This is a genomic window from Rhodococcus sp. 2H158, from assembly GCF_053764755.1.
Window position 1 is genome coordinate 147832 of sequence record NZ_JBSNCE010000015.1, and the last position, 15736, is coordinate 163567.

14 protein-coding genes are annotated in these 15736 nt (G+C 66.4%); 12 read left to right on the plus strand and 2 right to left on the minus strand.

What is annotated here, in order from left to right:
* Positions 1-11: 11 nt before the first annotated feature.
* Positions 12-1985, minus strand: coding sequence for a hypothetical protein (locus ACWPOB_RS16755; RefSeq protein WP_455401518.1), 1974 nt, complete (start codon positions 1983-1985; stop codon positions 12-14).
* 132 nt (positions 1986-2117) lie between these two features.
* On the opposite strand from ACWPOB_RS16755, the gene ACWPOB_RS16760 reads away from it, so the two are divergent.
* From ACWPOB_RS16760 to ACWPOB_RS16795, 8 genes are all read left to right on the plus strand, one after another.
* Entirely contained in the window at positions 2118-2279 is a 162-nt protein-coding gene (locus ACWPOB_RS16760) for a hypothetical protein (RefSeq protein WP_455401519.1), read from the plus strand.
* A gap of 224 nt (positions 2280-2503) precedes the next feature.
* A complete protein-coding gene (locus tag ACWPOB_RS16765; RefSeq protein ID WP_455401520.1) occupies positions 2504-2809 on the plus strand; it encodes a SelT/SelW/SelH family protein in 306 nt (101 codons plus the stop codon).
* Positions 2810-3159: 350 nt separating this feature from the next.
* Complete coding sequence (locus ACWPOB_RS16770) at positions 3160-4071, plus strand: hypothetical protein (RefSeq protein ID WP_455401521.1); 912 nt, start codon at positions 3160-3162, stop codon at positions 4069-4071.
* A 141-nt stretch (positions 4072-4212) separates the two neighbouring features.
* Entirely contained in the window at positions 4213-4488 is a 276-nt protein-coding gene (locus tag ACWPOB_RS16775; protein WP_455401522.1) for a hypothetical protein, read from the plus strand.
* A 496-nt stretch (positions 4489-4984) separates the two neighbouring features.
* Positions 4985-5632 carry a hypothetical protein gene (locus tag ACWPOB_RS16780; RefSeq protein WP_203329993.1) on the plus strand — a complete coding sequence of 216 codons (648 nt, stop codon included), beginning with the start codon at positions 4985-4987 and terminating at the stop codon, positions 5630-5632.
* Between the two features lie 113 nt (positions 5633-5745).
* Positions 5746-6825, plus strand: coding sequence for a mannose-1-phosphate guanylyltransferase (gene manB / locus ACWPOB_RS16785; protein WP_455401523.1), 1080 nt, complete (start codon positions 5746-5748; stop codon positions 6823-6825).
* Positions 6826-6867: 42 nt separating this feature from the next.
* Entirely contained in the window at positions 6868-8115 is a 1248-nt protein-coding gene (gene manA, locus ACWPOB_RS16790; protein WP_455401524.1) for a mannose-6-phosphate isomerase, class I, read from the plus strand.
* A 93-nt stretch (positions 8116-8208) separates the two neighbouring features.
* On the plus strand, positions 8209-9528 hold the full coding sequence (locus tag ACWPOB_RS16795; RefSeq protein WP_455401525.1) for a UDP-glucose dehydrogenase family protein: 1320 nt from the start codon (positions 8209-8211) through the stop codon (positions 9526-9528).
* Between the two features lie 32 nt (positions 9529-9560).
* On the opposite strand, the gene ACWPOB_RS16800 is transcribed toward ACWPOB_RS16795, so the two are convergent.
* On the minus strand, positions 9561-10505 hold the full coding sequence (locus tag ACWPOB_RS16800) for a UTP--glucose-1-phosphate uridylyltransferase (RefSeq protein ID WP_455401526.1): 945 nt from the start codon (positions 10503-10505) through the stop codon (positions 9561-9563).
* A gap of 803 nt (positions 10506-11308) precedes the next feature.
* Here ACWPOB_RS16800 and ACWPOB_RS16805 point away from each other — a divergent pair.
* The 4 genes from ACWPOB_RS16805 to ACWPOB_RS16820 all read left to right on the plus strand — a co-directional run.
* Positions 11309-12850: a sugar transferase gene (locus ACWPOB_RS16805; RefSeq protein WP_455401527.1), complete on the plus strand. Its 1542-nt coding sequence runs from the start codon at positions 11309-11311 to the stop codon at positions 12848-12850.
* A 36-nt stretch (positions 12851-12886) separates the two neighbouring features.
* Positions 12887-14287, plus strand: a complete 1401-nt coding sequence (locus tag ACWPOB_RS16810; protein ID WP_455401528.1) for a UDP-glucose dehydrogenase family protein — start codon at positions 12887-12889, stop codon at positions 14285-14287.
* 107 nt (positions 14288-14394) lie between these two features.
* On the plus strand, positions 14395-15486 hold the full coding sequence (rfbB, locus tag ACWPOB_RS16815) for a dTDP-glucose 4,6-dehydratase (RefSeq protein WP_455401529.1): 1092 nt from the start codon (positions 14395-14397) through the stop codon (positions 15484-15486).
* A gap of 3 nt (positions 15487-15489) precedes the next feature.
* Positions 15490-15736: sugar phosphate nucleotidyltransferase (locus ACWPOB_RS16820; RefSeq protein ID WP_455401530.1), on the plus strand; the 247-nt coding region annotated here is incomplete at its 3' end.

Consider the following 15736-nt stretch of genomic DNA (forward strand, 5'->3'; position numbering starts at 1 on the left):
ACGACATCCGATCAGTGCGGGCGCGGCCGGCCGCGACGCCATCGCAGGGCCGCGACGCCCGCGGCGACGAGCCCCACGGCCAGCAGGGCGAGGCCACCGGCGAGCACCCAGCCCGTCGCCCGGCCCAGCGACTCCTCGGTGCCGGGCTCGGCGGCCGGGTCGGTGAGCGCGAGTTCGACCGGGTCGCGGTCGGCGGTGGTGAACAGCACGTCGCCGTCGAGTTCGGCCCAGCGTTGCGGGGTCGCGGCGAGCCAGCCGAGGGTGCGGTCGAGTTCGGCGGGCACCTCGGTGGCCGCGGCGACGAGGACCGTGCGGTCGCCGTCGCGCGCCACCTGCAGCGACGCGAACTCGATGTCGGTGGGGAAGGTGACGGTGGTGGCGTTCCCGGTGGCCGGGTCGAGGAGGTCGAGGGTGCGGCCCTGCGTCCCGGCCAGCGGCAGTTCCAGGGTGTCGGGGACGCGGCCGTCGGCGGCGACGACGATGGCGGGGGTGCCGCCGGTGGCGGCCTCGTCGACGCTCACCCAGTCGGGATCGAGCGGCACGGAGGTCAGGCTCTGCAGCCCGGCCACGAGCGCGACGGCCCGGGCGGTGTCGGCGATCCCGGCCTCGGTGGCGGCGACGTTCACCTTCGGCAGCAGCGCCTGCGGCAGCGACCGGAACCCGCCGGGCAGCGGCGGGTCGGCCGGCTCGGTGGTGACGCGGCTGCCGGCGTCGACGGTCAGCGTCATCGGCTGCTGCAGGCCGCACTGGTGGGTGCCGCCGGTGGCGCGCAGGGACACCGCCACGTCGGTGGTCCGTCCGAGCACGTTGTCCGGCACCGTGATCCACCGATCGAGGCGGCCGGACGCGTCGGCGGGCCACGAGTCGACGACGGTGTCGCCGACCGTCACCGACACGAGGCCGCCCTCGGTGGTGGGCAGTGGGGTGTAGGAGCCCTGCAGGTTGATCCGCAGATTATGGGACGGCCGTCCCAGACGGGTCTGGTCGATGCCGAGCGGCACCTCCACCACGCCGACCCCGGTGTCGGTGAGGGCGCCGAGGCCCAGTTCGGCGAGCGTCGTCGCGTCGGGGGACAGCCGCGGGGGCCGGCCCAGCGTGCCGACCGTCGCCGCCGAGGCCACCGCGACCGACGAGATGTCGCTCGTGATGAGGCGGGCCTGGTTGCGCAGCGCGTCGGCGTCGCCGGTGACCGCGAGCGCCGGACCGCCGCCGGGCACCTGGACCAGGGCGGCGCCGCCGTCGCCGTCGGTCTCGACGATCGCGATCTGCCGGGTGAACGGCCCGGCCGGGGCGGGCGGCACCGCGTCGTCGCCGGGCAGGGTCTGCACCGTCACCCGCAGCGGCCGGCCCGTGTACTGGGCGGTGACGGCCGCGGTGAGATCGAGAGCGGTGGCCGACTCGGCGGGGGTGGGGTCGGCGGGCAGTGCCAGCTCCAGCGACTCGAGGATCGGCGGCAGGAAGTCGGCGACCACGGCCGGCGGGGTCGCCGCCCCGGTGTAGCGGACGCGTCCGTCGCGCAGCACCACCGAGCGATCCGTCCAGTCCTCGGGGCAGATCCCGTCGAACGGCAGCAGGTGGAGGGTCAGGGTGACGGTGACGGCGCGGTCTACGATCGGCGCCGCATCCAGGGGCAGCGAGACCGGCACCAGCGTTCCGGCGGCGGGCAGGTCGATGCGGGCGAGCAGCAGCCCCTGCGACTGGACGTCGATCCAGCCGCGGGAGACGTTGGCGGGCATCTGCACCGTCGTGTCGAGCGCGGCGGGCCGCAGCCCGTCCGGTACCGGAACGGTGAGGGTCGCGGTGTCGCTGTGGCCGCGGAAGGCAACCGTGTCGCCGAATCCCAGCGACTGCGTGCCGAAGACGACGTCGCCGGGCGGCGCGACGGGGTCCTGCGCGGCGGCAGGGCCCGCGGCGAGCACGGTCAGCGCGGCCAGGGCGGGGACGAGGATGGCGTGTCCGGCACGGCGAATTGTCTGGGTCGGCACATCGGGGACTTTACGGTTGTTCGGTACGAAATGTGGGACAAGTGCGACACCGTCGCGATAGCGTGGACGCAATATCGCTCACAGTCCTCCGGGTGTTACCCATCGGCGACCAAGTTCGTACACACTGTGGGTATGTGGTGGTGGGTTGCGGCGGTTCTGGTCGCCTGGCTGATCTTCTCGGTGGTGATCGGTCTGGTGCTGGGCAAGGTGCTGCGCGTGGCCGACATGGAGGAATCCCTCGTCGAGATCCAGCGCGCCGAGCGCGAGAGCGAACGTCACACCAACCAGCCCTGACATCGCTTTACACGCTCTTGACCAGCGCTTTAGTGTTTGTACTCGCGAGTAACGATCTTGAGGACTAGTGTTCCTGTGTCGCCTTCCTGTCCCCCCTGCGAAGGCGACGCTCGCGGGCCGGTAACCCCCCATCGCCGGCCCGCGCTGAGGCCCCGCCGTTTCGCCACCACGATCGGCGGGGCCTCACCCCTTTCGGGCGGCGTACCGACCGATACGCTCGGGCGGTGACCGAGCCGCGCACCGCACCCCGCATCACCATCACGTACTGCACGCAGTGCAACTGGCTGCTGCGTGCCGGCTGGATGGCGCAGGAGCTGCTCAACACCTTCGGCACGGATCTGGGCGAGGTCGCGCTCGTTCCCGGCACCGGCGGCATCTTCGTCGTCACGGCCGGCGATCGGGTGGTGTGGGACCGCAAGACGGACGGCGGGTTTCCCGACATCGTCACGCTCAAGCAGCGGGTGCGGGACGTCGTGGATCCAGAGCGGGATCTGGGGCATGGGGACGCCGCGCACCGGGCGCAGGAATAGGATTTCTACGGCCGTATCCGGCGCCGGTACCGGCAGAACTGCCCGGCCAGTTTCCGGTCGTGCTCGTGTTATCGGGCTTGGTCGACGTGTCGTCCGGACGCAGTGCTCTGTATCGATACCCACTCGTTGTGGCTGCGCAACATCGGTCCCCAGATTTCGGAGCACACTCGGGCCATGCCTGTCGGTCGGAAGTGGTGCGAGGTCGAGAACGCTTTCTTTCCGGCCGAGGAGTTCCAAGGCGACGTGCATATGCACTGCCAGGGGCGAGCGTGGGGAATTCCGGACAGCTACGTGATGCCGACGAAGTCGCCCGAGGACGCGGATTGAGATCCGCGGTCGCGATGGTGAGAATGTGGAGCCCTGCCGCGAGGCGCTCGCAGGAACTCGAGAGACTCCGGCTGGAGGCGGAGCGTGCGGAGGAGGCGGAGCGCAGCGCCGCGCTCGACAAGGCGACGACCGACTTTCAGCTGGCCGGCTGGGCTGCCGAGTACGAACTGCGGAAGCTGTTCCAGCAAAGCCTGTACGACGCATCGAAGGGCGGCTTCGAGCGGAGTAGAGACAGTGCGAAGTTCGTGCAGACCGCCGCCGCTGCCATCGGAACCATCTATATCGGCGTGTTGGGTGTGTCGTTTTCGGTGACCGATAGTTCGCTTCCCCTGCGCGGGGTCTTTGCCCCGCTCTTTCTGGGTATGGCCGTCGCCTTTTCCGGGTTCTATCTGGCCTTCCTCATGCCTGCGAGTCGCTCGACGCTGCGCCCTCCGACGGGCACCCTGCACAATCACCAGATGCAGCGGTTGATCTTCTTCATGGAGTGGGTCAATCGAGCGACGGGGCAGCGGCGGTACTTCATTCAAGCGAGTGTGCTCAGTCTGGCGGTGGGTCTCATCTTCATCGTCGCACCCTTCGTCAGCAGTCCGCGCCCTCCCGAAGTTCCTGCCATGCCTACCCCACCGGCCGTGCCGGCCGCGACAGATCCGGATCTGCAGCCCCGAGCGGTCGAACTGTTCCTCATCCAAGTGGACGAATTTCGGCGGGCGGTTCTCGAGAGAAACAACGCGATAGCGGAATCCGCGCAACAGAGTGTCGAATTCGAGGAGCGGGAAGGTCGTTTGAATGCTGGGTCTGCTGTCCTGGCCGGAGTGGGCCTGATCGTCGTTCTCGTGGTTCCGTTCTTCTTCTCGCGGGAGCGGACTCCCGGTCCTCGAAGTCGAGGGCAGAGCACCGAAAGTGGGACCTCACACCCGACCTCGGGTACCGGCTGACACGCCGTACATCGGCGTTCTATCAGGCGTTCGCGACGTTCCGGTCGTTGCACCCCCGGGTGCGCAGGAACTCGCCGGGCGCACGGCAGGTGCTACGGCTCAGGGCAGGACCGTTCTTCGCAGACGTAACGTTTCGGAGATTTGCCCGATTCAACCGACGGTCAGGTCTTTCATCGTCGAATCGAGGTCTTCGTGAAGCGTCTTCTCGCCGGCGTCCTGGGCTGTGCCGCGATCACTGTGGCCGTGCCGGCCACCGCAAGTGCGGACACCGGAAGTACCGATCTGCTTCCTTACGTTCTTCCCGCCGCGCTGTGTGCCCTCACGTCCGGGTCCAGCCAGTGCGCGCTCGTTCCGCTTCCCACGCCGGGCGCGGTGATTGGCGCTGCCGAGTCGACGCGCCTCACCGTGGCCGAGTAGGGACCGGGAGCCGCGGCAGCTTCGTGCACAATCCCGGTGCGCGCAGCCGCCGCTGCCGAGCTCAGACTCCGACCGGGGTCCGGACGATCGTTTCGGGCTTGGTCGGCTCGGCCGGCGCTTCGGCGGCGCGCGTCGGGCGGGACCGTTCCTCCCTGAGCCGGACAGCATACCGGCCCCAACCGCGACCAGCACCGACAGCGCTGCCCACAGGACCACCAGGCACAAGACGATGTCCATGCGTCGAACCCTGAACGATGCCGACCGAGTCCATCGTTTCGTTCGCGGCGACGGACGCGGACTGGAATAGTCCGCTGAAACGACACCGATAGTGCAGATTGGAGGCGCGGCGTGTAGGCGCGGGCGGCGCCGCTCGAAACAGACCGACCAACTCGCATGTGAGGCCGCCTCGGGTTACGGTGTTTCGGAACATTCCGACCGGGGGGTCGAAGTGGACGCCGCGACTTCTCGCGGAATCGCCGTACTCGAGGGAGCTTTGATGCAATCCGTTCTGAAGAAGACCGCTGTGGCCGTTGTCGGGGTGGGAGCGCTGGCGCTGTGCGTGCCGGGGACCGCGGTCGCGGCAGGTAACCCGTCCGTAGGGGCGTCGGGCACGCCCGGCTCGATCACCGTCGATTTCGACTTCGCCGGGGTGGATGTCGCCGGCGGTGTCACCTGCGTGACCTATGTGTCGACCAAGCAGAGCGGGCTCGACGCCGCCGATCCGTCGGGCCGCGCCGATGCGCAGGCGCCGGGCTCGAAGTTCTCCGTCGAGAACACCAGCACCTCCGCCATCACCTTCGTCCAGGACGGCCAGCCCGTCTCCCAGGGTCCGCAGCCCATCGCGGCCGGCACCTACTACGTGTACTGGGGTTGCCAGGACGCCGCCGGCACCCAGTGGGACAACGTCGGCCTGAAGTCCGGCGCGCCGTTCCAGAACCCGATCGTCGTGAACGTCGCCGGCGACGGCGCCGCTCCCGCACCTGCGGCCCCGGCCGCGCAGTCCGCCCCGACCAAGTCGGAGGGGACCGTTCCGCAGGCGGACGCCGCGCCCGAGACCGACGACGTCATCGACACCCCCGAAGAGCTGATCGGTCTCGTGATCGATCTCTTCGGCGATCAACTGCCGGACCTCTCGCAGAGCTGACCTTCGGCGCGCGCAGGCGGCATCCCGCACGGGATGCCGCCGCCGCGTGCATCCGGGAGTGGCAGTTGCATTCGTGCACGGTCATCCGGGCGCGCGTTCGATAGGGGAGGGACATGGGCGGAGGAGCCGCGACCGATGCGGTGGTCCTGGTGGGAGGCAAGGGAACGCGTCTGCGGCCCCTGACACTGTCGGCGCCCAAGCCGATGTTGCCCACGGCGGGACTGCCGTTCCTGACGCACCTTCTTGCGCGGATCAGGAGCGCGGGCATCACCCACGTGGTGCTCGGTACGTCGTTCAAGGCCGAGGTGTTCGAGGAGTACTTCGGTAGCGGCGAGAGCATGGGGCTGGAGATCGAGTACGTCACCGAGACCGAGCCGCTCGGTACCGGCGGCGGCATCCGCAACGTGCTGCCCCACCTGCGCTCCGACAACGTCATGGTGTTCAACGGCGACGTACTCGGCGGCAGCGACCTGCGCGCGATCCTGCACACGCACGAGGTCAACAACGCCGATGTGACGCTGCACCTGGTGCGCGTTCCGGATCCGCGCGCCTTCGGATGCGTGCCCACCGACGCGGACGGACGGGTGACGGCATTCCTGGAGAAGACACAGGATCCGCCGACCGATCAGATCAACGCCGGCTGCTACGTCTTCCGTCGCGAGTGGATCGAGAAGATCCCGGCCGGGCGTCCCGTCTCGGTGGAACGGGAGGTATTCCCGGCGCTGCTCGTCGACGGCGCCCGCGTGTTCGGCCACGTCGACGCCGCGTACTGGCGGGACATGGGGACGCCGGACGACTTCGTCAAGGGATCGGCCGACCTGGTACGGGGAATTGCGCCGTCCCCGGCGCTCGACGGTGAGCGCGGCGAGGCCCGCACACACCCGACAGCCCGCGTCGCCCCCGGGGCGATGCTGATCGGCGGAACCGTAGTCGGCCGCGACGCCGTGGTCGGCGGCGGAGCCCGGCTCGACGGTGTGGCCGTGTTCGACGGGGCACGCATCGACGCGGGTGCGGTGGTGGAGCGCTCGATCGTGGGATTCGGTGCCCGCATCGGGCCGCGGGCACTCGTTCGTGACGCCGTGATCGGCGACGGCGCCGAGGTCGGTGCCCGCTGTGAACTGCTACGCGGCGCGCGAGTGTGGCCGGGAGTCGTCCTGCCGGACGGCGGGGTCCGGTTCTCCACCGACGTGTAGAAACATGCAGGACAAGCTGATCCGGTTCCGGGGAGGAGTTCGATGTATCCGCTTCGCGGGGCCGTTCGAGACTATTCGTGGGGTTCACACACCGCGCTGGCCGAGCTGACCGGCCGGCCCGCGCCCACCGAGGAACCCGAGGCCGAATTGTGGCTCGGTGCCCATCCGGCGGCACCGGCCGTGGTGGACGAAGACGGCACTACGGTGTCGCTGCTCGACCTCATCTCCCGCGATCCCGAAGGCCAGCTCGGATCGGATTGTGCCCGAGAATTCGACGGCCGGCTGCCATTCCTGCTGAAGGTCCTCGCGGCCGACCAGCCGCTCTCGCTGCAGGCGCACCCGAGCCGGGCTCAGGCTCGGGAGGGATTCGCGCGGGAGAACGACGCCGGAATTCCGTTGGACGCACCGCACCGCAACTATCGGGACGACAACCACAAGCCCGAGATGGTCGTGGCGCTGAGCCGTTTCGAGGCGCTGGCCGGCTTTCGGGCCCCGACCGAGACGGTCGAGTTCCTTCGTGACCTGAGCGTCCCCGAACTGACTCCCTACGCGTCGGAGTTGGGCGACCACCTCGACGCGACGGGGCTGCGCGCCCTGTTCACCGCGTGGATGACGCTGCCGACCAAGTCCCTCGTCGCGTTGACGGACGCTGTTCTGGCCGGATGCGAGCGCTACCTGGCGGCGCGGGCCGGCTCGGACGACGAATTCACCGTCGCCGCACGCACCGCCCTCGACCTCGGCCGGGCCTACGCCGAGGACCCGGGCGTCATCGCGTCGCTCCTGCTCAACCGGGTGAGTATGGAACCGGGCGACGCGCTGTTCCTGCCGGCGGGCAACCTCCACGCTTACCTGCGGGGCACGGCCGTGGAGATCATGGCGAACTCGGACAACGTGCTCCGCGGCGGGCTCACGGCCAAGCACGTGGACGTGCCGGAACTGCTGCGCGCGCTCGACTTCGGATCGGTGGACGTGCCATGGGTACGTGCACTCATCGACCGAGACGAATGCCTGTACGCACCGCCGGTGCGCGAGTTCGAGTTGGTGCGCGCCGAATTGGAGCTCTCGGGTACTTCGAGACCGACCTCTGCTGCATTCGGTGGCCAAGCGCCGCGGATCCTGCTCTGCGTGGAGGGATCAGCTCAGCTGCGGTGTAGCGATCAGATACTGAACCTCGAGCAGGGGGAAGCGGCTTGGGTTCCGGGCTCGGACCCCGAACTCGTTGTACAGGCCAGGAGTCCTCACGCGACGGTCTTCGTGGCAACACCGCCAGTTCCGTCGGAGTCGAACTGAGTGGGCCGACAGCGCCAACTCTTCATGCATTGTTGGTTCAGTACTCAGCGTGCATCGGTGTGCTGAACACGCCCGCTGAGTACCTCTGGGAGCATGCGCTGCACAGTCTTCGGCACGGGATACCTGGGCGCCACTCACGCCGCATGTATGGCAGAACTGGGGCATGACGTCCTGGGCGTCGACATCGACCCCGGGAAGATCGCGAAGTTGGCGGCGGGGGAGGTGCCCTTCTTCGAGCCCGGCCTTTCCGAGGTACTGCGACGAAATCTCGAAAGCGGACGGCTGCGTTTCACGACGTCCTACGCCGAAGCCGCCGACTTTGCGGACCTGCACTTCATCGGCGTCGGCACCCCCCAGAAGAGCGGCGAGTTCGCGGCGGATCTGTCCCAGCTGCATGCGGTCGTCGATGCGCTCGCCCCGCTCCTGACCCGTCCGTCGTTGATCGTCGGGAAGTCGACGGTGCCGGTCGGAACGGCCGAGCAACTGGCGGAGCGTGCCAGGAGCGCAGCGCCGGCCGGGGACGACGTCGAGGTGGCGTGGAACCCCGAGTTCCTTCGCGAGGGGTACGCCGTACAGGACACGCTCACGCCGGATCGGCTGGTCATCGGGGTCGACCCCAGTCGCGGTGGGCGAGCCGAAGCGACACTGCGTGACTTCTACGCATGCCAGATCGCGGAGGGCGTGCCCTTTCTGGTCACGAACATCTCCACCGCCGAACTCGTGAAGGCCGCCGCGAACGCATTCCTGGCAACGAAGATCTCCTTCATCAACGCCGTCGCAGAGGTGTGCGACGCGAGTGGCGCGGATGTGGTTGAGCTGGCCGATGCGCTCGGATACGACGCCCGGATCGGACGGCGATTCCTCAATGCCGGCCTCGGATTCGGAGGTGGGTGCTTACCGAAGGATATCCGGGCGTTCATGGCGAGGGCCGGGGAGCTTGGTGCCAACAACGTTCTGCACCTGCTCCGGGAGGTGGACGGCATCAACATGGGGCGCCGCAGCACGATGGTCGAGATGACGAGAGAAGCCTGCGGCGGATCGCTCCTGGGCGCCCGGATCGCAGTCTTGGGCGCGGCCTTCAAGCCCGACTCCGATGACGTTCGGGACTCCCCAGCTCTCAACGTGGCGGGACAGCTCCAATTGCAGGGCGCAGCGGTAACCGTCTTCGATCCGAAAGCAATGGAGAACTCTCGACGGCTGTTCCCCACCCTCACCTACGCGGCCGATATCCCCGAAGCGTGCAAGGGTGCCGACGCGGTGCTGGTGCTCACCGAATGGCAGGACTTCAAGGAGATGGATCCGGACGAGATCGGCACAGTCGTTCGAGCACGCACCGTGCTGGACGGGCGCAACTGCCTCGACGCCCAGCGCTGGCATTCCCACGGCTGGCGCTATCACGGCATGGGCCGATAAGAGGAACCGATAGGTCCGCCGGAGGCTGACCCCTACTGCAGGGCGTCGGCCGCGGCGTCGGGATCGATCTGCTTGAGCCGGTCCGTGAGCCATGAGCGCAGCATCGGGCCGTACTCCGGGCTCGCCAGGGCGGCGTCGACGCAGGCTCGCAGATACCCGCCGGGATTGCCGAGGTCGTGCCGCGAGCCGCGGTGGACGACGACGTGTACGGGGTGGCCCTCGTCGATGAGCAGCGAAATGGCGTCGGTGAGTTGGAGTTCCCCGCCCACGCCGGGATTCACGCGACGCAGCGCATCGAAGATCGCGCGATCGAGGAGGTAACGGCCGGCGGCGGCGAGGGTGGAGGGCGCATCCTCGAGCTTCGGCTTCTCGACCATGCCGAGAACCTTCATCACATCCGGGTTCGCGACGCCGGGAACCTCCTGGACCTCGAAGACGCCGTAGGAACTGACCTGGGCCTTCGGCACGTCGATGGCGCAGAGGACGCTGCCGCCGCGCTCGGCACGCACACGGGCCATGACCTCGAGGACGCCGCAAGGCTGGACGAGATCGTCGGGAAGGAGGACCGCAATCGCGTCCTCGTCCTCGTCGAGGGCCTGCTCGGCGCAACCGACGGCATGCCCGAGCCCTAGCGGCTCCGATTGGACGACGGATTCGACGTCGAGCAACCTCGGTGCCTTGCGCACCTTTTCGAGCAGGTGATGCTTACCCTTCGCCGCCAGGTGATTCTCGAGGACTAGGTCCTCGACGAAGTGCGTGACAACGCCGGCCTTCCCCGGCGCGGTGACAATGACCAGGCGGCCCGCACCCGACTCGGCAGCCTCCGAAGCGACCAGTTCGATGCCGGGGGTGTCCACGACGGGCAGGAGTTCCTTGGGCACCGTCTTGGTTGCGGGGAGAAACCGCGTGCCCATACCCGCAGCCGGCACCACCGCCGTCTTGAACACGCTCGCGTTCTCGGCGATCAATTCGCCCATGGCGACACCTCGTCTCTCGATTGGGGCAAATCGGATGCTCATATGTAGGAAGGCACCCGCGCCATCAGGAATGTCGGTCGGAATTGGTACGCGCCGAACCGTCACGGTGTGGGAGATGTGCCGCGAGAATGCGCGATTGTGCAAAGTTTAGACTCATTGACCGAAATTCGCGACATCGTCGTTACTTGTATGCGACGGAGGAGCTGTGGACGAGAACGCCCCCGAACGTTCATCGAAGGTTCCTCCACGTCAAGTCATATCGTCGGCGTCGGACGTCCTGCATGGTTCCGGTCTGCACCGGCATGCCGGCGAATATACCTAGGAACCGCTGTCCCGGGATCCGAAAACTTGCGCGGCAATTACCGATTCTGTACCAGCGTATGCCGCCTAATGGCTGTTCGCTCGGACGAACTGATCGTGCGTCCAACTCGCCACATTTCCGGGTGCGGCAACGGTTGGTATGTGATGTTTCACACCGTAACGCTGAAGTGTCCATATCCGAACAGCTGGAACGCTTATGGTTGGAACATACCGCTTGACCTGCTACTTGCTGAGAAGTTACTGAGAAGTAGCAAAACTTCGCTGGTCAAGGGGCGTAATTGCAAGTCCCAGTCGTGTCCCCGTCGAGATGCAAGTCGTTGCCGAATGCCCCAAGATGTTCCTTACCGAGGGCAAGCGAAGGTTTGAGATGTGTGCGGTACGGGGAGGTATTCGCATACCGTCGAAGGCATACGCATGTTCCGCCTGAGGTGATCGCATCGATATGGGCACCTCGCCCGTATCGGGCTCGGGGAGGGAACAGAATGAAAGCAGCAGTGGGTCAGTCGGATCGGGTGCAAGCCACGGTCGACTCCGCACGGGATGCGCCGGCACGGCGTGAGCCCTATCTGGTCGGAGACCGCCCCGGCAACACCCGACGGTCGTGGCAGAGCGCATACGTCACGCGCCTGTTCTGGACCGACAACATCATGGTCGTGCTGGCCGTCGTCCTTGCGCACGTCGTGCGCTTCGGAGAAGCGGATTTGCTCGCGGCCACATCGTTCAGCGAAGTGAACTACGCCGTCGTATCGGTCTGCCTCGCAGCTGCATGGATCGGGACGCTCGTACTCTTCCGCACGCGATCACGCCGCGTCATCGGCAGTGGCTACGAAGAGTATCAACGCGTGATTGCCGGAACGCTAAGGCTTTTCGGCGCTATTGCAATCATCTCGCTCGTCTTCAAGCTCGACTTGGCGCGCGGCTACCTCGCAATCGCTCTGCCGACCGGGCTCATCATGCTGATCTTCAGCCGATGGATGTGGCGCCGCGTCGTGGCACAGAAGCGGAGCCGTGGTGAGTTCCAGACGTCCGTTCTCGTTGTCGGCGGTGAGCACGCGGTACGCCTCATGACGAGGACCTTCCAGCGCGAGGCTTCCGACGGCTACCGGGTCGTCGGCGTCTGCGTTCCGCGCTATGCGGGAGCTCGCGGTGAGTCCATCGAGGTGGACGGAAACCGGATCGCCATCTACGGCGACGAACGATCGGTCGTCGACGCCCTGGCTGAGTCGGGCGCGGACACGGTCGTCGTGACGGCAACCGAAACCCTCGGGCACGAGGGTATCCGCGACTTGGTCTGGGAACTCGAACCGTACGAGGCGGATCTCGTCGTTGCCACCGGGGTCGTGGACGTCGCGGGGCCTCGCATGGAGATGCGGCCCGTTGCCGGCCTGCCCCTCATCCATGTGGAGAAGCCCAGCTACCACGGCGCCAAGCGAAGCGGAAAGCGCGCGTTCGACTTGGCCTTCTCGCTCACGGCTCTAGTGCTATTGGCTCCCATGTTCGCTCTGGTGGCGCTCGCCATCAAGCTCGACAGCAAGGGCCCGGTGTTCTATCGCTCCGAACGCATCGGCCTCGACGGCGAGCCCTTCGGCATGATCAAGTTCCGGTCGATGGTCACTGATGCAGACGAGCAGGTCACAGCGCTCATGGAGCGCAACGACGGCGCTGGCCTCCTCTTCAAAATACGCGAGGATCCGCGAGTCACCCGCGTTGGTAGATTCATCCGCCGCTACAGCATTGACGAACTTCCTCAGTTCATCAACGTCGTCCGCCGGGAAATGAGCGTCGTCGGGCCGCGGCCACCGCTGCGTCGCGAGGTCGAAAACTACGACGGCATGATCCGCCGAAGACTTCTTGTCCGCCCTGGCGTTACGGGTCTATGGCAGGTGAGTGGACGATCGGACCTGTCGTGGGATGAGTCCGTTCGACTGGACCTGTCGTATGTGGAGAACTGGTCGATGATCAGCGATGTACTGATCATCACGAAGACCATTAAGGCCGTTGTCGCCAGCGATGGTGCGTACTGACACCATGACACCACCCGAACACTCGAGAGTGAAACAATGACGCGCATTGCTGTTTTCGGCACCGGCTATCTCGGCGCAACGCATGCTGCCTGCATGGCAGAACTCGGCCATGAGGTAATCGGAGTCGACGTAGATGCCGGGAAGCTCGCGAAGCTCGAAGCTGGCGAGGTGCCCTTCTACGAGCCCGGCTTGGAAGGGGTTCTCAAGCGAAACTTGCAGGCCGGTCGACTAAGGTTCTCCTCGTCTTATCAGGAGGCGGCCGACTTCGCGGACGTGCATTTCATCGGAGTAGGCACGCCACAGAAGAAGGGTGAGTTTGCGGCTGACCTCACGCATGTGGACGCAGTAGTTGACTCCCTCGCCCCCCTCTTGACGCGGCCGGCCGTGATCCTCGGCAAATCGACTGTGCCAGTAGGCACTGCGGCACGCCTAGCGGAGAAGGCTAGAAGCAAAGCACCGGCGGGCGACGACACTGAACTAGGCTGGAATCCTGAGTTCCTTCGCGAAGGGTATGCCGTTCAGGACACTCTCCATCCGGACCGACTGGTGCTCGGGCGTGAGCGGAGTCGTACCTCCCGCGTGGAAGACGTCACCCGGGAGGTGTATGCGCAGTTGCTCGACGACGGAACCCCTTTCCTCGTAACAGATCTGGCTACGTCCGAGCTCGTCAAGACTTCCGCGAACGCGTTCCTCGCCACCAAGATTTCGTTCATCAATGCGATGGCCGAGGTGTGTGAGGCTGCGGGCGCCGATGTCAGCGTCCTGGCAGACGCCATCGGCCACGATGCTCGAATCGGTCGCCGATTCCTCAACGCGGGTGTCGGTTTCGGCGGCGGTTGCCTGCCGAAGGACATTCGCGCGTTCATGGCGCGAGCTGGGGAGCTGGGAGCGGATCAGGCGCTGACTTTCCTCCGAGAGGTGGACAACATCAACATGCGTCGACGGACCCGCATGGTCGAACTTGTGCGCGACGCCATTGGTGGATCGTTGCTCGGAACACGTATTGCAGTTCTGGGGGCGGCATTTAAACCTGATTCCGACGATGTGCGCGATTCGCCCGCATTGAACATTGCTGGCCAGATTCAGCTTCAAGGTGCGTCCGTCAACGTGTACGATCCCCGGGCCATTGAGAATTCACGGAAGATTTTCCCAACACTTGAGTATGCCACGAGCGTGCGGGAGGCCTGTAGTGGAGCCGATGCTGTGCTCGTTCTAACTGAGTGGGACGAGTTCAGGAACTTGCAGCCATCTGAACTGGACCGCGTCGTCAGGGGACGCCGAATGATCGACGGGCGCAACTGTTTGTCGCCGGTAGATTGGATTTCTGCCGGGTGGGAGTACAGAGGATTGGGACGTCCGAGTTTCACGCCACAGAGAAGTAGCATGGGATACGGCGAAGGTCTTGCCAGCACCACGTTGAGGCTCGGCCGAGGGTAGGCGCGGAACTGGTCGTGCGGTGGGAGTTAGTAGGTGAACGTCCTTTGCCTCCGAGGTGATGGCCTCGCCAATCGGTGAGATGAGATCAAGGAATGTGGTGTTCCGGCATGCAAATGCTCGTCACCGGCGGTGCCGGTTTCATCGGTGCGAACTTCGTGCATCGGACCGTCGCCGACCGCCCCGAGGCGCGGGTGACCGTGCTCGACAAGCTCACCTACGCCGGCAACCTGGCCTCCCTCGACCCGGTCGCCGAGAAGATCCGCTTCGTCCGCGGCGACGTCGCCGACGCGGACCTGGTCGACGCGCTGGTCGCCGAGTCGGATCTGGTGGTGCACTTCGCCGCCGAATCGCACAACGACAACTCCCTGGCCGATCCGTCGCCGTTCGTGCAGACCAACCTGATCGGCACGTTCACCCTGCTCGAGGCGGTGCGCCGGCATTCGGTGCGGTATCACCACATCTCCACCGACGAGGTGTACGGCGATCTCGAGCTCGACGATCCGGCGCGGTTCACCGAGGCCACCGCCTACAACCCGTCGAGCCCGTACTCCTCGACCAAGGCCGGCTCGGACCTGCTGGTGCGCGCCTGGGTGCGCTCGTTCGGGGTGGAGGCGACGATTTCGAACTGCTCGAACAACTACGGCCCCTATCAGCACGTGGAGAAGTTCATCCCGCGGCAGATCACCAACGTCCTCGGTGGGATCCGGCCCAAGCTGTACGGCACCGGGGCGAACGTGCGGGACTGGATCCACGTCGACGACCACAACCGGGCGGTGTGGACGATCATCGACAAGGGTGAGATCGGCCAGACGTACCTGATCGGCGCGGACGGCGAGACGAACAACCGCACCGTCGTCGAGACCATCCTGGAGCTGTGCGGCCGGGATCGGGGCGACTTCGACTTCGTCACCGATCGCCCCGGCCACGACCTGCGCTACGCCATCGACGCCACCCGCCTGCGCACCGAACTCGGCTGGGCGCCCCGCTACCGGGACTTCCGCGAGGGCCTGGCCGCGACCATCGACTGGTACCGCACCCACGAGCACTGGTGGCGACCGCAGAAGGACGCCACCGAGCAGGCCTACGCGATGTCGGAATGTGCTGTGGAGCCAACGGGAAACACCGATGCTCGAGCGGCAACCCGCTACGGGGGAAGGCGAACTCAGAGTCAAGTGCGTGGGTTCCAGGTGAAGGACTAAACAATGCGCGGAATCATTCTCGCCGGCGGCACCGGGTCCCGCCTGCACCCGATCACCCTGGGAGTGAGCAAGCAGCTCGTACCGGTCTACGACAAGCCGATGATCTACTACCCGCTCTCGACGCTCATGCTCGCCGGGATCCGCGACATCCTGATCATCACCACGCCCGAGGATGCTCCGCAGTTCCAGCGCCTGCTCGGCGACGGGTCGCGCTACGGGGTGAACCTGACCTACCGGGTGCAGCCGGAGC